The sequence below is a fragment of the Chryseobacterium sp. MYb328 genome (assembly GCF_037572595.1).
GTDB classification, from domain to species: Bacteria; Bacteroidota; Bacteroidia; order Flavobacteriales; family Weeksellaceae; genus Chryseobacterium; species Chryseobacterium pennae.
The window spans coordinates 13043-36762 of sequence record NZ_JBBGZQ010000018.1; the positions used below are offsets into that span (position 1 = coordinate 13043).

The window sequence follows — 23720 nt, forward strand, 5'->3', positions numbered from 1 at the left end:
CAGATCAGTCTGCCTTCAATAAGTTAATACCTGAGCATTGAAAATTGGATGTAATTCCAATACAGATTTAACTTCAACAATTACCTTGTCTTCTACAATAAGATCAATTTTATATGCATTTTCTATTGATATTTCTTTGTATTGTAATGGCAAAGCAACTTGTTGTTTTACATTAAGGTTTTAAATTCTTAATTCGTAAGCCAAAGCTGTTTCATATGCGCTTTCTAATAATCCAACTCTTAAATTTTTATGAACCTCTATAGCTGCACCTATTATTTTGTAAGATAATTCGTTTTCGGTCATTTGCGTGTGTGTTCTATTAAACGCAAAGTTTTATTGAGAATGCATTATTTTAAGTGGGCAAAGAAGGAATCGATTATAATGAAGCGAATGTGATCCACAGCTTATTCAGCGGCTTTGCCACATTACTTTGCTTCCTTAAAGATATAATGATATACCCAATAAAACTTTGCGTTTAAATTAATTCTAATACCATTTAGTCTTCAAAAGAAGATAATAGAAGTTTGTTATTCTGAGGAACAAGGGATCTCTGCAATGTTTTGAGGTTCTTCATTCAGTTTTGCTCCATTCAGAATGACAAATTAACTATATAATGATTATTTATTCTTCAATGCTACCACCTCATCAGGATTTGCAAAAGATCCGCCATCTGTAATTGCTGAAGAATGGAAATATCCAGCTTTTGTAGCTTCTCTGATTCCTTCAATATTTGAGGAGCGAAGACCACCGCCTACAAGAATTTCAATTCTTCCATTGGAAAGAGCCACCAATTTTTTCAGGTTTTCCTTTCCTTCTGATACATTAGGTTTCTGGCCTGATGTGAGAATGGTTGTAAAACCGCATTCAATTACTTTTTCTAAAGATTCCTCCAAACCATTTGCTCTGTCGAAGGCACGATGGAATGTACAGGGAAGCGGGGATGCCAATTCTACGAGAATTTTATTCTGCGCTTTATTCACCTCATCATTTTCATCCAGAATACCGAATACAAAACCATCAACATTTAATAATTTCAATGCGGTTAAGTCGGTTTTCATCTGCTCAAATTCAGTATCTGAATAGGTAAAATCACCTCCTCTTGGGCGGATCATCACAAATATTGGAATATTTATTTTCTCTCTTAAGCTTTTTGTAGATTCAAAATCAGGAGTTGTTCCTCCTTCGCTCAATCCGGAACATAATTCTATTCTGTCAACTCCATTTTCAAAAGCAATGATCGCTGATTCAGGATTAAAGCATGCTATTTCTATTTTCGACATGGTCTTTTTTATCTTTTAATTAAATTCGGGAGTATCTTGCAGTACATCGGCAATCAGGAAGGAATTATTTTCTTTACTCACCCTAACTTTGACAGGATATACAGCTTTTAATGCTTTATCATTAAGAACAACATCAAACAAATAATTGTTTTCATTTTCAGAAATCAACTGGCATTTGGTTACCTGCACTTTATCCCAATCCTGTCCTGCGATTAAGAATCCAACGCCTATACCCGCTTTTTGAGTATCGAACTTTCCTTTCCATTTATCATTGAATTCTTTTTGTGTAAGGCTTCCGTCAACATCCATATCAACACTCATGGCATCACCTTTATAATCGTAATATTCCTTGGTTGTTATCTTTTGCATATTCTTATCCAGATTGCCAAGATCTGATTTAAAATACTCTTCAACACTTTTTTCTACCCATTTTTTCGCTTCTTCTGCTTCATTAACCTGAGGCTTAGTTTCCTGAACTACATTTTCCTTTACTTCCGGTTCCGGTTGGGTTGCTGCTTCTTTCTTTTCTTCTTTACATCCTATTATTAAAAACAGGGAAGCGATAATCGTTCTTTTCATATTCTATCTGTCTATTTTTTTGGCGGTGCCACCTATATTTAGTTTCAATTTATTGGTTTGTATAAAGGTGCAGGTAAATCAAAGATTTCCTGTTTTTTTCAGCCACGAATGCACGAATAAATTCATTAGTGCATTCGTGGACATAAGAAAATTGTGCATTACTTCACTGCAAATTCCGGAGTTTCAAGACGGTTCCCTTTCTGGTCGTATACCGCAAAGTTAAATCCGTCCTGAATGCAATAAGCACCATATTCTCCTTTTTTATTGATGGCAATAAAACCTACCTGAATGTCCTTAAGGTTTTTATTTCTTCTCTGATTGATCTTCACAATTCTGTCTACCGCTTCCTTACAGGCCTGTTGCGGACTTCTTCCCTGTCTCATCAGTTCTACCACAAGATGTGTTCCCACGGTTCTTATGACCTCTTCACCATGTCCGGTTGCTGTTGCCGCTCCTACTTCATTATCTACAAATAAACCCGCTCCAATAATAGGAGAATCTCCTACTCTCCCATGCATTTTGAAAGCCATTCCGCTGGTGGTACAGGCTCCGGAAAGATTTCCATGGGCGTCAAGAGCGATCATTCCTATAGTATCATGATTTTCGATATTGGCAATGGGTTTATATTGACTTGTTTTCAACCATTCTTTCCATTCTTTTTCGGATTCCTGAGTCAATAAATTTTCTTTTTTAAAACCTTGTGAAAGGGCAAACTGTAATGCTCCGTCTCCTACCAACATGACGTGAGGTGTTTTTTCCATCACTGCCCTGGCTACGGAAATCGGATTTTTGATATGCTCCAGACATGCCACTGAACCGATATTGTAATTATCATCCATAATACAGGCATCCAATGTCACCCTGCCATCTCTGTCTGGGCGTCCACCATAACCAACACTCCTTTCTTTGGGATCAAGTTCTACAAGCCGAACTCCTTTTTCAACAGCATCCAGGGCCTTTCCTCCTTTTCCAAGGATTGTCCAAGCCTCTTCATTGGCTTTTATTCCAAAGTTCCATGTTGAAAGAACAATGGGCTGATTGGTAACTGTAATATTTTCAGGTAATTCTTTCGCCATTAAATCCAATGGATTTACAGCCAATGCTGCGGTTGCTATTCCCAGTTTTTTGATAAAACTTCTTCGGTTATTGTTCATTGTATATCAAAATTATAGTATCAACAAATCTAAAAAAAACTTCTTTGAAAACCTTGGTATAGCTTAACGAATATCTGTATTCAATTTTTAATTATCTTTACTGCTGTAATGGACCTATTTAAGACTTTCAGGAATATTGTTTTCTTTCAGGAATTATCTGATGAGGAAATTAATGTTTTGATCAGCATCAGCACTCCCAGACTTCTTCAAAAAAAAGAAAAACTGGCAGAGCCCGGGCAGTCTTTTAATCACTTATTTATCCTTTCCAACGGATTACTGAGATTTTTCTTTGATGACGAAAACGGTATTGAGACTAACCTTTTTTTACCCTCAGAAAAAGAAGTTGCCATTATGGAGAGTCCGGAATCCTTTTCGGGAGAAAGTGAAAGAAAATATACGATTGAAGCTGTTATAGAATCCCAGATCTTTTTATTTAACAAAACTGAATTTGAAGAATTGGCATTCCAACACAGGGGAATTTATAATGCTTATCTAAAATCTTTAAAACAGATCATCAACACATTAAAGGTACGCACCGAGCAGCTTTGCTCTACCTCTCCTCATTCACGATATGAAGATTTTCTGGAAACCCGTCCTTTCACTTCTCAAAATGCCAACAGAAAGTATATTGCTAATTTTCTGGGCATTACTCCCAACTCACTTTCAAGGATGACTGCAAGGGTTCATAAAAAAAGGAACGAAAGAAAAAAATAACTTAGGAATACTTTTTCTCACTTTATTCGATTTATTTTTGCTTACTCAAAATACTGTTACACAAATCATTAAAAGCAAAAATGAGAAAGATATTATTTACAAAACATTACCTATTATAGAAACATTACGAGGACTTTAAGCTAGCCGGCTGATATTGATTAACGGCTCGGTTACCATGTTTTACATTTCATTATACCTTATACAATTATATTATGCAAAGAATATTCATCCTTCTCTGCCTGTTACTTTCATGCAATTTTGTTCAGGCCTCTACAGGTGGCATAGAAGACCATATAGCTGATGGTGCATCCTGGCTCATTCTACTTGTTTTACCTTTTGCCGGGATCTATCTTTTCTGGAAAGTTCACATTTATCCGGAGAAAGTAGCCGAAAAAAAGAATCACCCTCAGCTCAACGCCATAAAAAGTATGTGCCTCCTTTCCCTTGTTTTTGGAGGCCTTTTATGGCCGGTTGCTTTAATCTGGGCCAATTATGATTATGACAATCAAAAGCAATCCAAAAATGACCCTGACATTCCTGAAGAAGAAAAAGAACTAAACACAATTGAAAATTAACCGATATGCTAGAACTACTCATTGCCATATATGCCGGGATTTGCTGGCTTCTCATCAAAAAATTAAAATTAATTCCATGGACGTTTACCACTCAGGTTGTGGTATACTCTCTTCCAATTTTTGGGTCTATAGCTTTAATATTAAGTCTTAACTACTACTGTCCCATCACTTCCGATGTGAAAGTAGGAAACAGAAGTGTAGATATTACTACCCAGGTTCTGGGAAAGGTAAAAAAGGTATATGTAAAGACCAATCAGGAAGTAAAGAAAGGTGATACCTTATTTGTACTGGACAGAGAACCTTATATTCAAGAAATTAAATCACTGGAAGCGAAACTCAGCAATATGAAAGCTACGGTGAGCTCTTACAATACAGATATTTCTGCTTCCAGAAAAAACATTACGGGTTTGCAGTCACAGCTTGACCTGGCTAATAAAAGAGTCAGCCAATATAAAGAATTGGTGGAAGCTGGTGCTGCCAATAAATTTGATCTTGAACAGGCAATGACCAATGTTCAGGATTTACAATCCCGTATCAGTGCTGCACAGTCTCAGCAACAGTCTCTTGAAACAAAGTCTAATGCCTCTTACAATGGAGAAAACTCTTCAGTATCTGAAATTCAGGCAAAACTGGATCAGGCAAAATGGAATCTGTCGCAAACGGTTGTTTTAGCTCCTACAGATGGTGTTATTCCCAATGTTCAGCTTAATGAAGGAGCAATAATGGCCCCTTTTAAATCTGCCTTTGTTTTGATTCAGAAACAACAGTCTGTAATTGGTTTCTTTGCACAAAATGAACTTGAAGCTGTAAAAGACGGAGATGAAGTAGAGCTGGCTCTTAAAACGGAACCGGGAAAAGTGGTTAAGGCTAAACTAGAATACGTTATTGACGCTACCAGCCAGGGAATCATGAACAATGCCGGTGGAATGCTTGGTGGAAATGGGTCTACTGCAGGACTTCCTGATACTGCCAGACAATTACCGGAAACAGACGGAAAACTGATTGCCAAGTTTATACTGGAGGACAATCAAAAACAATTAACTGTTGGAGCCAGAGGAACGGCTGTTATTTACTCGGATCATATTAAACCTTTACATCTTATCCGAAAAGTAATGGTACGCATCAACAGTAAAATTAACTTCCTGATCCCAAAACTTCATTAATATGTATAAAAGATTCATCATGGCAGGAATTCTTGTTTTAAGTGTAAGCTCATGCATAGGCTACAAAGAACCTACCAAAGAAAATATAGCCCAATTAAAGGAAAATAGTGAAGTGGCATCTCACATTATCATTCCTGATGATTGGATTTTTGACCGGAATGCTAATGCAAGATCGCTTTCTTATGACTGGGTTACAGATCTTAAAACTCCTCAGCTGGAAGCTCTTATTAATGAAGGAATGCAATATAATGCAGATATTATTATCGCTAAAGAAAAGCTCAATCAGATTGAGCTGGCTATGGAAATTGCAGGAAGCACTCTTTATCCGAGTGTGAGTGCTGTTGCCAATACATCCAATAATCTGGTAAGTGAAAGCCAGATCCGCCGTCTTGCATTGAAAGCCAATTGGGAAATTGATTTGTGGGGTAAAAATAAATCCGCACAGATGGCCAGTACCAGCGATTATTTTTCGGCTAAACATCAAAACATACTGTTGCATCAATCCATAGCTGCTATGATTGCAAAGGCGTATTATCTCAATATTACCGGAAACATTCAGGAAGATATGATTAAAGGGTATATTCAGAAGACAAAGGAGCTTGAGAAAATATATACTGTTCAGAAAAAAGTAGGAACAGCCAATGCTCTGGATTTATCTAATATTGCTGCTGAAATTATTTCTTTAGAGGGTTATCTTGAAAAGATCAGAAATGCCAATACTCAATCCAGAAGATCTCTTGAGCTTCTCACCGGAAAATATCCTGAAGGAAAGCTGACGACCCAAAACTTTTTCAATCCTGTACATCATACTATTCCTTCTTCTTTTCCATTAGAGCTTTTGGAAAGCAGAGCGGATATACAGGCTTATCATTTTCAGATAGAAAAAGCTTTTTATGAAGTACAGCAGGCCAAGGCAGCGAGGCTTCCCTCTCTAACTATAAACTCTTCCTTAGGGACAGCAGGCAGTAATGTAGAATCTATCAATTCTATATTTTCCAATCCTCTGCTCAGAGTCGGTGGTGGATTGGTCTCTCCTATTTTCAATAACGGAAAACTGAAAAAGAATGTAGAAATAAAAACTTCTCAGCAAAAGCAGGTTGTAGAAGAATATTCAAAGGCAGTTTTGAATGCGTTGAATGAAGTGGAATCATCATTAGCGAATCTGAACTCTATTGAAAAGCAGAGCGATTTTAACCGTAAGGCCATCAATGAACTGAAAAATAATATTAATCTTACTCAAAAACAAATTAAAGTAGGAACCAATAACAGTTTTGTGCTGATCCGGAAGCAACGGGATCTTCTTAAAAATGAGATGAACCTCATCAATCTGGAGCTTCAGGACAAAATGGAACGCATCAACCTTTATATGGCTCTGGGTGCAAAAGACTTCATATTTTCATAATTTTATACTCAATAAAGACTGCTGAAATATCATCAACAGTCTTTATTTATTAAATTAGCCTTAATGTGGGAGTTTATCTCTTAAATATCCATACACCCAGGTTCCGGCAACAGCACTTAAAAGAGTGACAGATACAGCCAAAGCTCCTGTTCCTATCTGAGCAAACAATGGTCCGGGACAGGCTCCGGTAATGGCCCAGCCAAAACCGAAAATCAATCCTCCATAAATCTGGCCTTTATTGAATTTTTTGGGTGTTAATGTTATGGGTTCACCATAGATTGTCCTGATATTGAATTTCTTAATCAGCCACACTGAAATCATCCCTACCAAAACTGCACTCCCGATAATTCCGTACATATGAAATGATTGCAAACGGAACATTTCCTGAATTCTAAACCAACTGATGACCTCAGCTTTCACAAAGATGATTCCAAATATGATTCCTGCTGCCAGATATTTTAAATTGTAATACCATGGATGCGCCGGGTTAGTTTCATTGATACAAACTACATTTTCTTCTTGTTCTTTTATCATTGATTTGATTCTTAAAAAATTAGACTTACAGGGAAAGGATCATAGGCAGGATAACATTAGCCATCAAAAATCCACCGATCATGAAGCAAATAGTAGCCACCAAAGAAGGCCATTGCAGATTGGAAAGTCCCATGATCGCATGTCCACTGGTGCATCCACCGGCATATCGGGTTCCAAAGCCTACCAGAAATCCACCTACAACCATCATGATGAATCCTCTTAGGGTCAAAAGACTTTCAAAGTTCATAAGCTCAGTGGGAACAAGGTTAGAATAATCTGTAATTCCATACCCTGACAATTCGGCTTTCAGATTAGGATTAATCGTTATTTCAGCTGGATTAAGCAGCAAATGAGCTGCAATCATTCCACCGAAGAAAATACCCAATACAAAAAACAGGTTCCAGGCTTCCTTTTTCCAGTTATATTTAAAAAAGTTAACATTAGCGGGGATACAGGCTGCACAAATATGCCTCAGTGAGGAACTGATTCCAAAGGATTTATTTCCCATGATCAGCAAAGCAGGGACAGTTAATCCAATCAAAGGTCCCGCTATATACCATGGCCACGGTTGTTTTATAATCTCCAACATATCTATTTTTATTAATTTATTTTAAAATTTTAGTCTGACATACGAAATCACTTTTGGAAATCTCTGTAGAAATAATAGCTTTAAAACCACCTTCAATCTCAGTGAAGTTTCTGTATCCTCTTGCCTGAAGGATACTGGCAGCCATCATACTTCTATAACCACCTGCACAATGCAGATAGAAATGCTCATCCGGAAGAATCTCATCCATCCATTCATTAATATAAGCCAGAGGTTTGCTGTAAGCTTCATTTACATGCTCTGCAGCATATTCACTTTCTTTCCTTACATCTATAATTTTAACTTCCCTGCCTTCTATTTCTTTTTCAAACTCTCCGGCAGAAATGCGGTTGACGGAATCGGTTTCCTTTCCACTGTTCTTCCAGACTTCAAAACCTCCTTGTAAAAACCCCAGAATATGATCAAATCCTACTCTACTTAACCGGGTTACCGCTTCTTCTTCATCTTCTGGTTCTGCTACCAATAGAATGGACTGGCTCACATCTGCAATCAAGGTGCCGACCCAAGGCGCAAAATCACCGTCCAATCCTATATTGACTGATTGTGGAATGAATCCTTTGGCAAATTCACTATTGTTTCTCACATCCAATATCAAAGCTCCGGAAATTTCTGCTGCCTCTTCAAACTGTTTAGGGGTAAGAGCCTGTAGCCCTCTTGATAATATTTCATCAAAACTGTGATTCCCCTTTTTATTCATCATTACATTCATTCCAAAGTAAGCCGGTGGAGGTAAAAGACCATCTGTTACTGACTGAATAAAACTTTCTTTGCTGTTCTGATTGAGAGCATAATTTGTTTTCTTTTGGTTCCCTAATGTATCAACAGTTTCCTTCTGCATATTTTTGCCACAGGCTGAACCTGCTCCATGGGCCGGATATACAATGACACTGTCATTTAAAGGTAAAATTTTGTTGTATAAACTATCATACAGCAACCCTGCCAGCTCTTCCTGTGTCATATCAGCTGATTTCTGCGCAAGGTCCGGACGGCCAACATCTCCCAGAAATAAAGTATCTCCACTAAATAATGCTTTTTCATTTCCCTGCTCATCAATCAACAGATAACATGAGCTCTCCAAGGTATGTCCTGGTGTATGAAGAACTTTTATTTTAATATCTCCTACTTCAAATATCTGATTGTCTTCAGCAATAATCGCAGCAAATTCAGGATTTGCAGTTGGTCCATAAACGATTGGAGCATTTGTTTTTTTGCTTAAGTCAACATGTCCACTGACGAAATCAGCATGAAAATGGGTTTCAAAAATATATTTTAATTGTACTCCATCTCTTTTTAACCTTTCCAAATAAGGTTGGGTTTCGCGTAAAGGATCAATAATAGCTGCTTCTCCTGCTGAAGTAATATAATAAGCACCTTGGGCCAAGCACCCTGTATATATTTGTTCTATTTTCATTTTATTTATTTTTGATTTTCTTATACAAATCTCCTGATTTCTATTTTCCCCTACCGCTACTTTTGTTACATAACAGCATTTTGAGTGTAGACATTGTTAATATTTACTTTTTCTAAACTACAAAAGGCACAAAAGTTTATTTTTTATAACACTTTAGTTCACTTAGAAAGTTAAAAAATTACTGCATAAGAGTTCACAGAAGATGAAAATCAAAGATTTTCATAAAAACTGAAGTGTCATTTTCAGCAGCATACATAATAACTTATCATTACTTAAACGTTATCTCATAATTTCTACCTTACCATAAAAACCTAGAAGAATATTTCCCGGGTGATGATATACATTCCCATCACAAGAATAAACCATCCAAAGGCAGGTTTTAGTTTTTTACCATCAATCTTTTTTGAAATTTGGGAGCCTATGATAATTCCAACTACGGCAATAGCCGCAATAGAAACGAGCAGGTTCCATTCTATTTTTATATTGTTGATGGAAGAGGAAAAACCGATCAGGGAGTTGAGGGAAATAATGACCAGTGAAGTTCCTATGGCCGTTTTTACCGGAACTTTTAAAAGATTTACCAAAGCCGGAATAATCATAAAACCTCCTCCTGCACCTACCAATCCGGTTAAAACACCTATTACCGTTCCTTCTCCGGCAGCCAGCAAAGCTTTATTTCTGTTCAGTTCATTTCTATCTGTATTTTCTGAAGTCTGACTTTTAATCATCTTATAAGAAGCGAGAATCATCAAAGCAGCAAAAATCAACAGTAAAAAAATATTTTTGGTAACTGTAAAGTTTTTTATTTTAAGAAGTTCTTCCGGAATTAACGGCAGCAAATAGACTCGGGTTAAAAGGATTGAAATAATAGAGGGAACTCCAAAAATCAAAGCCATTTTAAAATCAACCAGGTCTTTTTTAAAATAGGTTACTGAGCCCACTGCGCTGCTCACTCCAACAATAAAAAGAGAGTATTCTGTTGCCAGCAAAGCATCAATCCCAAAAAGATACACCAATACCGGAACAGTCAGAATACTTCCGCCACCGCCTATTAATCCTAAAGAAATACCGATTAAAACAGATGCTATATATCCTATGATTTCCATTATTCAAATTATTCTGATACAAAAATGGAAATGTTTAGGCAGAACTACAGCTACTTTTGTTACATAACAGAATTTTAATGTAATGCTTACCTATTTTTTAATCACAAAAGTTTTTTTTCTAACACTTAGTTCACAACTTTTTGTGGTTTTAGTTTATATTAAACCACCCCGTCAAAAATTCATTGAATTTTCGCCACCCCTCCAGAGGAGGGGAATGTGAGCATTTTTTATTAAATGGAAGGAGAAATTGAATTAATTTGTAGTTTTCAGGAGGGTAATTTTGTTTCTTCCCAATTTTACTATTCCGTCTTCTTCAAGTTGTTTCAGAAGTCTTGAGATCACGACTCTAACTGTTCCCAATTCGTTGGCAAGTTGTTCATGCGTGATTGTAATTATATCAGAGTCTGTAAGTTCAGATTTTTTCCGGAGAAAATTTAGTAATCTTTCGTCTACTTTTTTAAAGGCAATAGCATTGATAATATCCAGTAATTCTTCGAATCGTTTATGATAAAGTCTGAAAATATAATCCAGCCATTCCGGATGTTCTTTAATGAATAAAGAAACTTTGTCTACGGGAAGGAAAAGAATCTCAGCATCTTCTTCTATTTCTGCTTTTACAATACTTTTTTCGTTATGCATACCGCCCAGAAAAGACATGATGCAGCTTTCTCCTGCCTTGATATAATACAATAGAATTTCACGCCCATCCTCCTCTGTTCTGATGACCTTCAGCATTCCTTTCATTACAATAGGAATAGAGCGTATAGAAGCGTTTTCATCTAAAATAATATCTCCCTCATGATAATTCTTAGTGATCCCGTACTGGTATAATTTTTCAACAAGATCCGGTGAAGAGGAGAATTCGGTAGAAAGTATTGTATCCTGCATTTTGTTACATTGAATAGGGCTAATTTACGCCAATTTCATCAACAAACAGCCACGCTTTAGAATCTGCACCAGGATTTCCGGCTGGAATAATTCCTGCATTTTCAATAATAACTTTCAGGTATCTTGCATTTTGTTTTCCCAGATTCAATTTTATTTTTCCTTTGGTATTTTGAATTTCCTCCTTTCCTGTTTCTTTGATCATTTTAAAATTCGTATTGTCATCAGAAACAAAAATTTTTGCAGATTTTGCGAGATGAATCCAGCTTCCTTTGTTTTCCAGTGTATTAAAATAAACTTCTGAAAAGTCTGTTTTCTGTCCGAGATCTATTGTTGCTGTTACATCTTTTCCCTGAAAACCCAACCATGTTTTACCCAATTGCTTTACGTTTCCGATAATTCCGTCTACCAAAGTAAAAGCTCCGCCAAATGAATAATTTTCACTGGGCTGCTGCTCAAGGGTAATTTTTTTTCCGGTTGTTTTTGATATGGTAAACTGCTGTGAAGAAACAGCACTTTTTAACTGTCCCGCTTCAAAATAAGCAGATCGAATCGTTAATGAGCCAGGTATAGAAACAGGATTCTGATAGGTCTTTGAATTTATTGTTGGAGTACTCCCATCCAGTGTATACCGAATTCCGTTTGGATTCTGAGAAGTAGAAAGTTCGTAGGCAATCCCGTTGTTTGAAGGAATTACTTTTCCTGAAATATTGTAAATGCTTTTTGCGTAATTAACATTCATTTTGTCCAGAATTTTGAAATGGCTGATGACCCTGTTTTCAAAATCTTTATAATTTTTAGGATCCGAAGTTCCCCAGCCTACTTCAGAAAGTGCCATCAATCTTGGAAAAATCATATACTGCACCTGCTTGAAATCCAGTATATATTCTGTCCATAAATTAGCCTGAACACCAAGGATATATTGTGCTTGTTCAGCATTCAATTCAGCAGGAATCGGATTATAAGAATACACTTTATCCAATGGAGTAAATCCTCCGAATGCATTGGGTTCAGACTGTGGATCACCCTGATAATGATCAAAATAACAATATGCTCCCGGTGTCATTACAGCAAAATGTTTCGCTTTTGCGGCTTCAATTCCTCCGTTTACCCCTGTCCAGCTCATTACAGCAGCATTAGGAGCCAATCCACCTTCCAGAATCTCGTCCCAACCGATAATTTTACGCCCCTTACCATTGATATATTTTTCAATTCTTTGAATAAAATAGCTTTGCAGCCCATGTTCATCCTTTAAGTTATTCTTTTTGATTAATTCCTGACAATGGGCGCATTCTTTCCATCTTGTTTTAGGGCACTCATCTCCTCCGATATGAATATACTGAGACGGAAACAACTGCATAACCTCATCCAGCACATTTTCAAGAAACTTAAATGTTTCGTCTTTAGGACAGAAGACATCATCAAAAACACCCCATTTAGTAGCAGATTCAAAAGGTCCTTTGGTACAGGCTAATTCGGGATAAGCAGATAATGCTGCCAAAGCATGCCCCGGCATTTCGATCTCCGGAACTACTGTTATATGTCTTTCCTGAGCATATTTCACTACATCTTTAATCTGTTCCTGAGTATAAAAATACGGTCCATAAGGTTTTCCATCAAAGGTATTATCCACATAAGCTCCAATCATGGATTCTTTACGTTTTGAACCAATCTGCGTAAGCTTCGGATATTTTTTGATTTCAATTCTCCACCCCTGATCATCGGTTAAGTGCCAGTGAAAAGTATTCAGTTTATACATCGCCAGATAGTCAATGTATTGTTTCACCTCATCTACTGTAAAGAAGTGACGGCAAACATCCAAATGCATTCCGCGCCAGGCAAATTTTGGATGATCTTCGATCTTCATAGCAGGAATTTTCCCAACTTCTTTATATTCTTCAAACAACTGGATCAAAGTCTGAAGCGCAAGGAAATATCCCTGCTGAGTATGCGATTGGATCAGAATCTGCTTTGAATTAATAGTAAGGCTATAAAATTCTTTATTTTCTGTTGGGGCTTTGGATAGCGGTACATACACCAGCTCAGCTTCACTTGGCTTTGAATCCTGGAACTTTAATATAGAATTTAACCGCTTTTTAAAATATCCAGTCTCATTTTTAGGCAAGTTAGCACCAAGTTTTAAGATATCAGGAATTATAAAGCTTCCTTCGCTAAGCTGTACATTTTGGGGGTAAGGAATCAAATTCAATTTATTTTGAGATAAAACAATATTCGAAATTACCAGTAGCAGAGTCAATAAAATACGGGTCATGGAATCAGATTAAGTTGATACTAATATACTTATTTTTCAAAACTTTTAAGTAATCCAGAATCTATATTGCAACCATATAAAAAAATATTGTTTTAATTGCCTAAAAAGGATATTTTATTTTTTGAAAGTTATTAATATCCAGAAATAACTCAATGAATGCTCAATATTTATTTAACTTTACATGAAATTAAAAATCAAACACTTAAACCTACAATATCATCTTTTTTAAATTCAAAAAAAAATGTGGTTTATTTTTTGATAAGCTTACATCACTTAAAAGATTAAATATCTAAATTTCTAAAAAATACAATGAGAAAAAGCATTTTTATAGCAGCCGGATTATTCCTTTCAATTTCTACACAGGCACAACTTCTTGATATTTTAAAATCAACAGTTAAAGATAAAACAGGAATTGATCTTAATAATCCACAGGCAACTAAAGGTTCCACGGCAACGGCAACAACGACTGCCACTACCACGACTCCAACCTCGACGAAAACAACTCCTCTCAATGTTGGAAGTCTTACCTCAACACAGATTTCTTCCGGATTAAAAGAAGCTTTAAGTATCGGAGTAACGGATGGAGTGAAGAAACTGGCATTAACAGACGGTTTTTTGAAAAATGAAGCGGTAAAAATCCTAATGCCTGAAAAATTAAGAAAGGTTGATGCAACATTACGTTCTGTAGGATTAGGCAGCCTTGCTGATGAAGGGGTAAAATTATTAAACAGAGCTGCTGAAGATGCAGTGACTGAAGCCGCACCAATTTTTACCAACGCTATTACTTCCATGACGATCACGGATGCTAAAAATATCCTGTTAGGGAGCAATAATGCGGCAACAAGTTATTTACAGGGTAAAACACAATCTCAGCTATTTACAGCCTTTCAGCCAAAAGTAAAGGCTTCTCTAGGAAAAGTAGGCGCTGATGCAGTTTGGAAAAATCTGATTTCAAAATACAACACCTTTACAGGCCAAGCTGTAACCACAGATCTTAATGAATATGTGACTACAGAAACCATTAACGGAGTATTTAAAATGGTAGCTGATAAGGAAAGTGGAATCAGAAATAGTCCGGCAATGAGAACTACAAGTATCTTGCAGAAAGTTTTCGGAGCTCAGGATGGGAATAGATAGATTAAAAACCAGGTTTAGATAAAATATAAAAGGTTGTTTCAGGGGTGAAGCAACCTTTTTCTGTTTTGATTTCTTTGGCCACCAATGCACGAATAAAATAATTACAGATACTTTACAAGCCTATGTAAAACCTATGTTGTTTAATTTTTTTCACCAAATAGCCACATAGAATAAGGTTATTCGTGTATTCATGGCATTAAAAATCTGCATATTTTTTGATATGAGATAAAAAAAACCTTGCGGATGGCAAGGTTTGTATTGTATTTAGAATTGCATTTCAGGAATTTCACCTTCAATGATAAGGTCTGCTTCTGTTGCTTTGATGATGTCTTCTACTGAAACTCCCGGAGCTCTTTCCAGAAGTTTGAATCCTTTTGGAGTTACTTCCAGTACAGCTAATTCAGTAACCACTTTTTTCACACAGTTTACTCCAGTCAGAGGAAGGGTACATTTTTTAAGGATCTTACTTTCTCCTGCTTTGTTCACATGCATCATGGCAACGATGATATTTTCTGCAGAAGCTACTAAATCCATAGCTCCACCCATTCCTTTTACCATTTTTCCCGGAATCTTCCAGTTGGCAATATCTCCGTTTTCTGAAACCTCCATAGCTCCAAGGATGGTAAGATCTACTTTCTGTCCGCGGATCATCCCGAAACTAAAGGCAGAATCGAAGAATGAACCTCCATCTAAAATAGTAATCGTTTGCTTCCCGGCATTGATAACATCAGCATCTTCTTCACCTTCGAAAGGGAAAGGTCCCATTCCCAGTACTCCATTTTCACTCTGGAATTCTACGGAAATACCTTCCGGTACATAGTTGGCAACCAAAGTAGGAATTCCGATTCCCAGGTTTACATAATAACGGTCTCTCAGTTCTTTTGAAATTCTTTTGGCAATTTGTTCTTTTGTAAGCATAATAAAAACTTAGACTGCAATTTAATTATTTTCAGTCGAATACAAAAGGGATTTCTAAGAGGTGGAGCTGGAAGAAGGAAGCTGGGAGTGAGTTTTAGTCTAAGAACTACTATACTACCCTAATATTACTCATATGCTTTATATCCGGATATGGTTTCCAATCTTCCTCAACTGCAGATCATTGTCATTAATAATTAACATCGTTAGTAAAAATAATATCATTAATTTTGCATCATTATTTAACAGAATGAAAATACTTTTAAGATATCTTAAACCTTACCAATGGCTGATTGTCATTTCTTTACTGCTGGCAACCGTTAATCAGGTTTTCTCTTTATTTGCTCCGGCTATTACAGGGAATATCCTGGACCAGCTGGTCACTCACCCCAATTTTTTCGATAAGGAAAAACTTTTACCAAGAGATATTGATGAATATCTTTACGGAACTTCAGTGTATCATGGCGCTTTCTACTTCTTAGGTTTACTTATCGGAACTGCTATGATAAGCAGAATAGCCAAAGCTTTTCAGGATTATGTAGTGAGTGTTATTACTCAAAAATTTGGGGCTAAAATCTTTACAGATGGTTTAAAGCATTCAATGGCCTTACCTTATCAGGAGTTTGAAGATCAGAGAAGTGGTGAAACCTTGTCTATTTTAACTAAAGTAAGAGAGGATTCGGTTAAGTTTATAACCAATTTCATTAATATTTTCTTTGGGATTTTAGTAAGTATTATTTTCGTTTCGGTGTATGCTATCCGACTGCACTGGTCCATTATGCCGGTATATATCTGTGGAATTTTCCTGATTGCTTTTATTACTAATTTATTGAGTAAAAGAATAAAAGGCATTCAGAAGAATATTGTTTCGGAAACGACAGCATTGGCAGGAAGTACTACGGAAAGCCTTAGAAATATAGAAATTGTTAAGAGTTTAGGGTTAACGAATCAGGAAGTCATCCGTTTGAACAACAATACGTATAAAATTCTTGGACTTGAGCTCAGAAAGGTAAAAAGCATCCGTTCTTTAAGCTTTATTCAGGGAACGATGGTTAATTTTCTTCAACAGATGATTACCCTGACTCTTCTGTATTTAATTTTTAAAAATATTGTAACTCCGGGACAATACCTTTCGCTGATGTTTTATGGGTTCTTTATTTTCGGGCCTATGCAGGAGATAGGAAACATTATTATTTCCTATAGAGAAGCAGAAGCATCCCTTCAGAATTTCCACCGTTTAATGAAAAAAGATGTGGAAGAAAAACCGCTTCACCCTAAGCAGATTGGTGCCATTGAAGAATTGGAATTCAAACATGTTTCTTTCAAACATCAATCGGCTCAGTATAAAGCATTGAATAATATTTCTTTTGATGTTAAAAATGGACAAACGATTGCTTTTGTAGGACCAAGCGGATCTGGAAAAAGTACACTGGTAAAGTTATTGGTTGGACTTTACAGACCTCAAGAAGGGAATATTTTTTACAATGAAATTAACGGAAAGGAATTTGATTTTGATGAGCTGAGAAATCAGATTGGCTTTGTCACACAGGATACTCAGCTTTTTGCAGGAACCATCAAAGAAAACCTTCTCTTTGTGAATCCTAACGCTACTGAAGAGGAGCTCAGAATTGCATTACAGAAATCGAGCTGTACTGCATTGCTGGAAAGAGCAGAAAAAGGAATAGAAACCGTCATTGGTGAAGGTGGGCTGAAGCTTAGTGGTGGAGAAAAACAGAGAATCGCTATTGCAAGGGCACTTTTAAGACAACCTCATTTACTGATTTTTGATGAGGCCACTTCTGCACTGGACAGCATCACCGAGGAAGAAATCACCTCTACAATCAAGAGTATTTCAGAGGAAAGAGAGCAAATTACAGTTCTTATTGCCCACAGATTAAGTACAATCATGCATGCAGATAAAATCTATGTATTGGAACGCGGGCAAATTGTAGAAACAGGTTCCCACGATCATCTGATTGCCGAAAAAGGTCTGTATTACGCCATGTGGAGACAGCAGATTGGAGAAAGAAAAACAACAGTTTTACCATCATAAAAATAAATAAAGCGCTGAAAATATATTCAGCGCTTTATTTTTTATGGTTAATCGTATCTCTTCAGAAATTATTCTTTAGTTCTTACTGTTCTTTGTTCAATTCTCTTTTCAAATTTTTCACCCTGGAAAATTCTCTGAATCATGATGCCCGGAATATGGATTTGGTTGGGGTCTAGCTCTCCCGGTTCTACCAGTTCTTCTACCTCAGCAACAGTAATTTTTCCTGCTCCAGCCATCGGATGATTGAAGTTTCTTGCAGATCCTTTGAAAATAAGGTTTCCGGCATGATCTCCTTTCCATGCTTTTACAATTGAGAAATCTGCTTCAAAGGCATGTTCCAAAATGTGAGGTTTTCCGTGGAATTCCTTCACTTCTTTTCCTTCCGCCACCTCTGTTCCATATCCTGCAGGGGTGTAAAAAGCCGGGATTCCTGCCTGAGCAGCTCGGCATTTTTCAGCTAATGTTCCCTGTGGAGTAAGTTCAACGTCCAGTTCTCCTGAAAGCATTTGTCTTTCAAACTCGGCATTTTCCCCTACATAGGAAGAGATCATCTTCTTGATTTGTCTTTTGTGAAGCAGCAATCCTAATCCGAAATCATCTACACCGGCATTGTTTGAAATACAGGTAAGATCTTTTACATCACTTTCCACTAAGGCGTTGATTGAATTTTCAGGGATTCCGCAAAGTCCAAATCCGCCTAGCATCAGCGTCATTCCATCTTTAATTCCTTCGATGGCTTCCTTTGCATTTTTTACTCTTTTATCTATCATGAAATATTAGATTTTTCTGTTGGCTAAATTTAATAAAAATTTATCGTATCTGCTATGGCTGGAAAAAGATCCTGATGCCTATCCTATTCTGAATACCTGATTTTATGTATTAAGATTTTTATAGTCAGATTTTTACAGCTAAAAGTGAACAAACCGGTTCATTTTTTCTATAAATCTCGTAAAATTGATTTATATTTGGGGCTTAAATTCAAAAAAACCACATATTATTTAATCTTCGGATATAATTGATATAAACACAATCTTAATGTAAAATTATTTCTGACAGTCTAGCTGCTGTCTCTTCAACGCTTTTACCTTTTCCTTTCACCCTATTGGTATACAAAAGCAAATCATCACAAACTTAAAATCAGAACTTAATATAAAACATGAAAAAATTATTTACGTCAGCGTTGCTTGCACTGGTACTCAGCATCAACGTATGTGCACAGGAAAAAACTTATTTTGATGAAAACTGGGAAAAGACGACCAAAGAAAACATGGAATATTACCGTGAAACGTCCCCAAAAGGTAAACTTACCCTAATCAAAGATTTTTATAAAAACGGGAAACTTCAAATGGAGGGGCTTGCTTCTGATACCACTCCGAGCAATGAGGTTTTTGATGGGAAAGTAACATGGTACACTCCTGAAGGAAAGATAATGAGTGTTGTGACTTATTCTAACGGAAAACAGGTTGGAGTCTCTCAGTCTTACGATACTACAGGCAGATTGATGGAAGATATGGTTTATAAAGCTGATGGTACTTTTTCCGGAAAAATGTTTACTTATAAAGATCCGGAAAGCGAGTATTACTATAACTCAATCACCGTATATGAAAACTCCAGTCCTTCTCAGACGATTATTTATGATGAGGATATCAAAGGAATCAGAACAGAAAGTATTACCGGTAAAAACGGCAGCTACGAAAACAAATACTATGGTGATAAAGGTAAATTTATTGGCAGTGTAAGCTCAGAGGGTAACAGTGAAGGTATTCAGGTAGAATATTACTATAACCCTATGAGGGTTTCCAAAATTGAAAAGTATAAGAGCGATGGCACCATCAAGGAAGGTGTTATCTATGCTAAAAACGGCAATCTTTTACAGGAACAGAAGAGAGGAAAAAAGGACGGTTTCAAAACCACTTATGATGAATCCGGAAAGAAAATTGCCCATTTGATTTATCAATATGATAAAGAAAATGATATGTATAAGCCAATGGATGGTGAAGATTATCAGCTTAGTTATGATTACACCCATATTTCAACCATAGATGTTTATAAAAATGGTTCAGTTATCCTGAATAAAGAATTTAACGAAGAAGGAAAACTTTCTACAGAGAAAACTCTAAAGGATGAAGCAATTCAGGAGATTAAATATTATGCTCCGGATGGAAAGCTAAAATCTACGTTAACTTATCAGGAAGACAGTCCTTATAACGGTATTTCTTATGATGGTCTTGACGAAATGCATTATAAAAACGGAGTTTTGATTAATACCAGAAAATTTCATGAAGAGAACAAGCTAAAGTTTGAGAAGAAATTAAACACTAAACAAAACGCTTATGATGCAACAATCTACGATAATAAAGGAGGTATTTTATACACTTATAACCAACCAGTAAGTGAAGATGATTACGCTTTCACTGCGCAGATTGTACAGCATGTAAAAGGGAAACCTACCAACAAATCCTCAGTAAAAGAAGGTATTCTTCAAAGTGGAAAAATCAGAATAAAAGACTATTACGGAGCAAAAGAGCTTGAACGTAACGGAAAATGGGTCTTATTAAAGGTTTATAATTCAGAAGGAAAGCTTGTTCAGGATTCTAAGATTCTGGCTGATACCGGTGAAGATTACTTATCTAGTGATAGCAATACTGCCATTCAGGAAAGTCAATTGTACAGCGATTTTGATTAATAAACAGATCATTTGGATATACAGCAGTTTCAGTTTTTGGAACTGCTTTTTTATTTTGTTCTCGCAGATGGTGCAGCCTTGACAAGGCTCAAACGTAAAGCTTTTATTTTTGATGGAATATTTTAATTCTCTCGCAGATCACACAGATTTTGCAGATGGTTATGAGGATTTGAGCTATTAAGGAAAATGAAGCTTTTATGTTTTAAATGTAACATTTTAAATCTGTGGAATCTGTGGGAAATTTAATACAAGAAAAAAAACAGGCTGTCATTTCTGACAGCCTGTTTACTTCATGGTTATTTTTATTCTGTTATTGGATAATCAGTTTTAAAGTAAATAGTTTTCTTGCGTGAACTTTTACAAAATACAATCCTTTCGGAAGGCTTTCATTCACTAAAGAGAACCGTTGGTTATGAATATTTTTTGATTCATATAATAATTCTCCTGCTGCTGATACCAGTTCTATTTTTTCGATTGGATAATCACTCTTAATAAAGGTTGGTTCACCCGGTTTTGTAGGGTTCGGGTAGAGGATAACATTTTTCTCAGTACTTTTCGCCTCTTCCAATCCTAAAGATCCCGAGCTTACCTGAAACTGTACTCTGTTTGAAACTTCAGTATAAGAATCGTTGGTAAACATCACCATATAATAGTTTCCTGGGGTAGTTGGTACGCCATTTACATTTCCTGTAATAGCTTTGGTTCCTTGTGTTACTCCATCAAAATAAGTATATGAAACAAAGTTATCATCAGGTGTCTGAATGTTCTGAGGATAGATTCCTAACCAGTCTTTAATAATTCCCGGAGAATCTGTCCATGAAGCAGTGATATTCTCTCCTAATGAATATACAGGTTTGTTGATCCATAACTCAGTAACGATATCCCCTACTTTAAAGAATACTTTTTCTCCAATTCCGTTATAGCCATCTTCCAGTAAGTACTGAGCATAATAATATCCTTTTGGAAGACCTGTAAAATTAAGAGTTCCCGATGCTGTAGTTACATAACTCCATTTTATGGAAGTAGTTGTTCCTGGCGTCTGTCCCATTTTATAAATTCCGATCCAGTCTTTTTGAAGGCTCGGAGCATTCGTAAAGTTGATCGTTACTGTTCCACCTACGGGATATGTATCTGCTGTAGCCTGTAATTGTACTTTCGGGCCTACATAGAAACTTTTTCTTGAAGTAATATCTGTATACCCGTTGTTGGCAAAAAATCCTGCAAAATACTGTCCTTTATTAGGCAAACCATTATTGAAAGTAGCTGTTCCAGCGGTTTGTCCGTTTGTGTAAACGTAGGTCTGTGAAGTGGTAGAACCTCCTGGTGTCTGTCCTTTTTTATAGATCCCTACCCAATCCTGCTGATTTCCAGGACCTCCTGTATAAGTAGCAACAATAGGTTCATTTGGGGTATATTCCGTTTTATCTAAAGTAAAGGTAGGGTTTGAAACCACGCTTCCTGTAATTTCAAACTGCTTTACCTCACTCCAGTCGCTCCACTCCAGGTTTCTGTCTCTATAGCGGATTTTCACGTAATAAATTCCGTTCGGAATTGAGTTTGCGGCTAAACTTGCCTTGGTAATATCTACGCCTTCATTTAAATTCTTGGCTTTATCCGGATTTCCGTTTCCATCTTTTCCGAACCAGTTTTCAAAATCGCGGTAGAATTCCTTTTCAATCACAGAAAAATCGGATGCTTTACTGATCAGAAACTGTGTTGTATTTAAAAGTTCTCCATTAGATGAGGAGAAAGCACTCCCATCCAATGTTAAAGGCAACGTGGTTGGACCTGAAAATGTATTGGTAATAGATGGTTTTGCAGGCTTTGGCTGATTTTTATACCTGTGGAATGAATCCACCAGTTCATTATTTTTCTTGGTATATTTTCCACCAATAGAGTAACATTCTATATCTACTTTTCCGGTTGGAATATCTACTTCAACGATCTGATAGGTCCAATCTGTAAGGGTTTTCTGAACATCGTCAAAATCCTGTTCATTAGACATTCCCCAATACTGATCCCAAGCTGTTCCTCCTGAAATAATCTGGTAATTCGGCGTGTTTTTCAACTGTCCCCTGTGGTACAAGTGATGGTGGGCTCCAACGTGCATCAGGTATTTGTCAGACGTTACCAAAAGTGGAACTGCATTGTTTCTTACCCAAGTGGAAATATCCCCTACATATTGTTCAGCCTGATAAGGTCTGTGGCTTAATGAGATGATCCAGTCTACTGTAGAATCATTATTGGCTTCGTTTAAAACCTGTTGCAGCCAGGTCTGCTGAGCAGCCCCTGTATGCTCAGAACTTAAACTGATAAACAGTACATTTCCTGCCTGCTGAGCATAATAATTCTCATTTCCTGAAGTTATTCCTTTATACTTAATCTCATCGATATAGAAATGTGCATAGTAAGAATTCATTCCAAGAGTTCCATACGTCTCATGGTTTCCTACAGTGGTCTGGATCGGCAGGTAAGGTGATAATTTGATGTTCTTTTTGAAGTGAACATTCTCATAATGGTCCAATGTTCCTACATCCACCTGGTCTCCAACCATGAAAGTAAGGGCAATATTATCCGATGGATCTGAGGTCGCTCCGAATTTTTCTTTTAATTTTTTAAAAGCATTCAAAGTAAGGCTGTCATATCTCGGTTCTGCTTTGATCTGGTTATCTCCCATGATCAGGAAACGGATCTTTCCATTGGCTGTTACAGGCTGCCCCGGTAAAGGAAGCGTTCTGAAATTATATACCGCAGATTCATTAGTTCCGGTCTTTATTTTATAATAGTATTTGGTATTCGGCTGCAGGTTGGCAATTTTTGCCGTGTGATAATAGTAGTTGTTATTGTATCCTGTATCTGAAAAGATGTTTGTAGTACCGGTTACCGTCACATTCAGATTGGTTGGGGAATCACCGTAGATTACGGTAGTTTCGTTATCGGAAGCTGTCTTCCAATTGACGATCATGGAACTCGGAGTCGGGTTTTGCAGATATGGGAACAAAACCTGCCCGAATGCCATCTGGACCGCGAAACAAAAAAAGAAGAAATAATGTTTCATATATAGTTAAATTTTAAGTAGTTAAATACAAAGTAACAAATAATTAATTCAAAAATAAGTGAAAAACGTTTATTGAATTTTTACTTTGGGCAAAAGTATAATTCCAGTATAAACTCAATCTGATGGAATCTTAAAGAATCTGTTAATTTTTCACCAAAACCTGAATGAAAAAATTATAGTTTTTAGCAC

General features: G+C 36.6%; 19 protein-coding genes and 1 pseudogene. 7 read left to right on the plus strand and 13 right to left on the minus strand.

Features of this window, described 5'->3' with window-relative positions:
• Positions 1–15 precede the first annotated feature (15 nt).
• The 4 genes and pseudogenes from WH267_RS16785 to WH267_RS16800 form a co-directional block, all read right to left on the minus strand.
• Positions 16–303: pseudogene (locus tag WH267_RS16785) on the minus strand (GxxExxY protein).
• A 314-nt stretch (positions 304–617) separates the two neighbouring features.
• Entirely contained in the window at positions 618–1280 is a 663-nt protein-coding gene (locus tag WH267_RS16790) for a copper homeostasis protein CutC (RefSeq protein WP_340009883.1), read from the minus strand.
• 15 nt (positions 1281–1295) lie between these two features.
• A complete protein-coding gene (locus tag WH267_RS16795) occupies positions 1296–1859 on the minus strand; it encodes a hypothetical protein (RefSeq protein ID WP_340009885.1) in 564 nt (187 codons plus the stop codon).
• A gap of 158 nt (positions 1860–2017) precedes the next feature.
• Entirely contained in the window at positions 2018–3013 is a 996-nt protein-coding gene (locus WH267_RS16800) for an isoaspartyl peptidase/L-asparaginase family protein (RefSeq protein WP_340009886.1), read from the minus strand.
• A gap of 108 nt (positions 3014–3121) precedes the next feature.
• Here WH267_RS16800 and WH267_RS16805 point away from each other — a divergent pair, with 108 nt between their 5' ends.
• The 4 genes from WH267_RS16805 to WH267_RS16820 all read left to right on the plus strand — a co-directional run bounded on the left by WH267_RS16805 (position 3122) and on the right by WH267_RS16820 (position 6867).
• Positions 3122–3727: a Crp/Fnr family transcriptional regulator gene (locus WH267_RS16805; protein ID WP_123319807.1), complete on the plus strand. Its 606-nt coding sequence runs from the start codon at positions 3122–3124 to the stop codon at positions 3725–3727.
• Positions 3728–3939: 212 nt separating this feature from the next.
• Complete coding sequence (locus WH267_RS16810; RefSeq protein ID WP_115970992.1) at positions 3940–4302, plus strand: DUF3302 domain-containing protein; 363 nt, start codon at positions 3940–3942, stop codon at positions 4300–4302.
• Between the two features lie 5 nt (positions 4303–4307).
• Positions 4308–5465 carry an HlyD family secretion protein gene (locus WH267_RS16815; protein ID WP_115970991.1) on the plus strand — a complete coding sequence of 386 codons (1158 nt, stop codon included), beginning with the start codon at positions 4308–4310 and terminating at the stop codon, positions 5463–5465.
• Position 5466: 1 nt separating this feature from the next.
• On the plus strand, positions 5467–6867 hold the full coding sequence (locus WH267_RS16820; RefSeq protein WP_340009887.1) for a TolC family protein: 1401 nt from the start codon (positions 5467–5469) through the stop codon (positions 6865–6867).
• Positions 6868–6927: 60 nt separating this feature from the next.
• Here WH267_RS16820 and WH267_RS16825 read toward each other — a convergent pair whose 3' ends face one another.
• From WH267_RS16825 to WH267_RS16850, 6 genes are all read right to left on the minus strand, one after another.
• A complete protein-coding gene (locus WH267_RS16825; protein WP_340009888.1) occupies positions 6928–7401 on the minus strand; it encodes a DUF6691 family protein in 474 nt (157 codons plus the stop codon).
• Positions 7402–7426: 25 nt separating this feature from the next.
• Entirely contained in the window at positions 7427–7990 is a 564-nt protein-coding gene (locus WH267_RS16830) for a YeeE/YedE family protein (protein WP_340009889.1), read from the minus strand.
• Positions 7991–8006: 16 nt separating this feature from the next.
• The gene (locus WH267_RS16835) at positions 8007–9419 is read right to left on the minus strand and encodes an MBL fold metallo-hydrolase (RefSeq protein WP_340009890.1); all 1413 of its coding nucleotides are present in this window, start codon (positions 9417–9419) and stop codon (positions 8007–8009) included.
• 311 nt (positions 9420–9730) lie between these two features.
• The gene (locus tag WH267_RS16840) at positions 9731–10525 is read right to left on the minus strand and encodes a sulfite exporter TauE/SafE family protein (RefSeq protein ID WP_340009891.1); all 795 of its coding nucleotides are present in this window, start codon (positions 10523–10525) and stop codon (positions 9731–9733) included.
• A gap of 252 nt (positions 10526–10777) precedes the next feature.
• A complete protein-coding gene (locus WH267_RS16845; RefSeq protein WP_340009892.1) occupies positions 10778–11413 on the minus strand; it encodes a Crp/Fnr family transcriptional regulator in 636 nt (211 codons plus the stop codon).
• 19 nt (positions 11414–11432) lie between these two features.
• Positions 11433–13613, minus strand: coding sequence for a glycoside hydrolase family 20 protein (locus tag WH267_RS16850; RefSeq protein ID WP_340009893.1), 2181 nt, complete (start codon positions 13611–13613; stop codon positions 11433–11435).
• Positions 13614–13991: 378 nt separating this feature from the next.
• Between WH267_RS16850 and WH267_RS16855 the strand changes: the two genes are divergently transcribed.
• Positions 13992–14819 carry a DUF4197 domain-containing protein gene (locus tag WH267_RS16855; protein ID WP_185148463.1) on the plus strand — a complete coding sequence of 276 codons (828 nt, stop codon included), beginning with the start codon at positions 13992–13994 and terminating at the stop codon, positions 14817–14819.
• Between the two features lie 264 nt (positions 14820–15083).
• Here WH267_RS16855 and WH267_RS16860 read toward each other — a convergent pair whose 3' ends face one another.
• The gene (locus WH267_RS16860) at positions 15084–15737 is read right to left on the minus strand and encodes a CoA transferase subunit B (protein ID WP_115970983.1); all 654 of its coding nucleotides are present in this window, start codon (positions 15735–15737) and stop codon (positions 15084–15086) included.
• Between the two features lie 247 nt (positions 15738–15984).
• Between WH267_RS16860 and WH267_RS16865 the strand changes: the two genes are divergently transcribed.
• Positions 15985–17787: an ABC transporter ATP-binding protein gene (locus tag WH267_RS16865; protein WP_340009894.1), complete on the plus strand. Its 1803-nt coding sequence runs from the start codon at positions 15985–15987 to the stop codon at positions 17785–17787.
• Positions 17788–17855: 68 nt separating this feature from the next.
• On the opposite strand, the gene WH267_RS16870 is transcribed toward WH267_RS16865, so the two are convergent.
• Complete coding sequence (locus WH267_RS16870) at positions 17856–18557, minus strand: CoA transferase subunit A (protein ID WP_115970981.1); 702 nt, start codon at positions 18555–18557, stop codon at positions 17856–17858.
• Positions 18558–18943: 386 nt separating this feature from the next.
• Between WH267_RS16870 and WH267_RS16875 the strand changes: the two genes are divergently transcribed.
• A complete protein-coding gene (locus WH267_RS16875; protein WP_340009896.1) occupies positions 18944–20473 on the plus strand; it encodes a membrane-binding protein in 1530 nt (509 codons plus the stop codon).
• A 310-nt stretch (positions 20474–20783) separates the two neighbouring features.
• Here WH267_RS16875 and WH267_RS16880 read toward each other — a convergent pair whose 3' ends face one another.
• On the minus strand, positions 20784–23531 hold the full coding sequence (locus tag WH267_RS16880) for a fibronectin type III domain-containing protein (protein ID WP_340009897.1): 2748 nt from the start codon (positions 23529–23531) through the stop codon (positions 20784–20786).
• Between the last annotated feature and the right edge of the window lie 189 nt (positions 23532–23720).

Bases quoted from the DNA above. Each gene is read 5' to 3' on its own strand.
- WH267_RS16790 (WP_340009883.1), bottom strand. From the start codon at position 1,280: ATGTCGAAAATAGAAATAGCATGCTTTAATCCTGAATCAGCGATCATT.
- WH267_RS16795 (WP_340009885.1), bottom strand. From the start codon at position 1,859: ATGAAAAGAACGATTATCGCTTCCCTGTTTTTAATAATAGGATGTAAA.
- WH267_RS16800 (WP_340009886.1), bottom strand. From the start codon at position 3,013: ATGAACAATAACCGAAGAAGTTTTATCAAAAAACTGGGAATAGCAACC.
- WH267_RS16805 (WP_123319807.1), top strand. From the start codon at position 3,122: ATGGACCTATTTAAGACTTTCAGGAATATTGTTTTCTTTCAGGAATTA.
- WH267_RS16810 (WP_115970992.1), top strand. From the start codon at position 3,940: ATGCAAAGAATATTCATCCTTCTCTGCCTGTTACTTTCATGCAATTTT.
- WH267_RS16815 (WP_115970991.1), top strand. From the start codon at position 4,308: ATGCTAGAACTACTCATTGCCATATATGCCGGGATTTGCTGGCTTCTC.
- WH267_RS16820 (WP_340009887.1), top strand. From the start codon at position 5,467: ATGTATAAAAGATTCATCATGGCAGGAATTCTTGTTTTAAGTGTAAGC.
- WH267_RS16825 (WP_340009888.1), bottom strand. From the start codon at position 7,401: ATGATAAAAGAACAAGAAGAAAATGTAGTTTGTATCAATGAAACTAAC.
- WH267_RS16830 (WP_340009889.1), bottom strand. From the start codon at position 7,990: ATGTTGGAGATTATAAAACAACCGTGGCCATGGTATATAGCGGGACCT.
- WH267_RS16835 (WP_340009890.1), bottom strand. From the start codon at position 9,419: ATGAAAATAGAACAAATATATACAGGGTGCTTGGCCCAAGGTGCTTAT.
- WH267_RS16840 (WP_340009891.1), bottom strand. From the start codon at position 10,525: ATGGAAATCATAGGATATATAGCATCTGTTTTAATCGGTATTTCTTTA.
- WH267_RS16845 (WP_340009892.1), bottom strand. From the start codon at position 11,413: ATGCAGGATACAATACTTTCTACCGAATTCTCCTCTTCACCGGATCTT.
- WH267_RS16855 (WP_185148463.1), top strand. From the start codon at position 13,992: ATGAGAAAAAGCATTTTTATAGCAGCCGGATTATTCCTTTCAATTTCT.
- WH267_RS16860 (WP_115970983.1), bottom strand. From the start codon at position 15,737: ATGCTTACAAAAGAACAAATTGCCAAAAGAATTTCAAAAGAACTGAGA.
- WH267_RS16865 (WP_340009894.1), top strand. From the start codon at position 15,985: ATGAAAATACTTTTAAGATATCTTAAACCTTACCAATGGCTGATTGTC.
- WH267_RS16870 (WP_115970981.1), bottom strand. From the start codon at position 18,557: ATGATAGATAAAAGAGTAAAAAATGCAAAGGAAGCCATCGAAGGAATT.
- WH267_RS16875 (WP_340009896.1), top strand. From the start codon at position 18,944: ATGAAAAAATTATTTACGTCAGCGTTGCTTGCACTGGTACTCAGCATC.
- WH267_RS16880 (WP_340009897.1), bottom strand. From the start codon at position 23,531: ATGAAACATTATTTCTTCTTTTTTTGTTTCGCGGTCCAGATGGCATTC.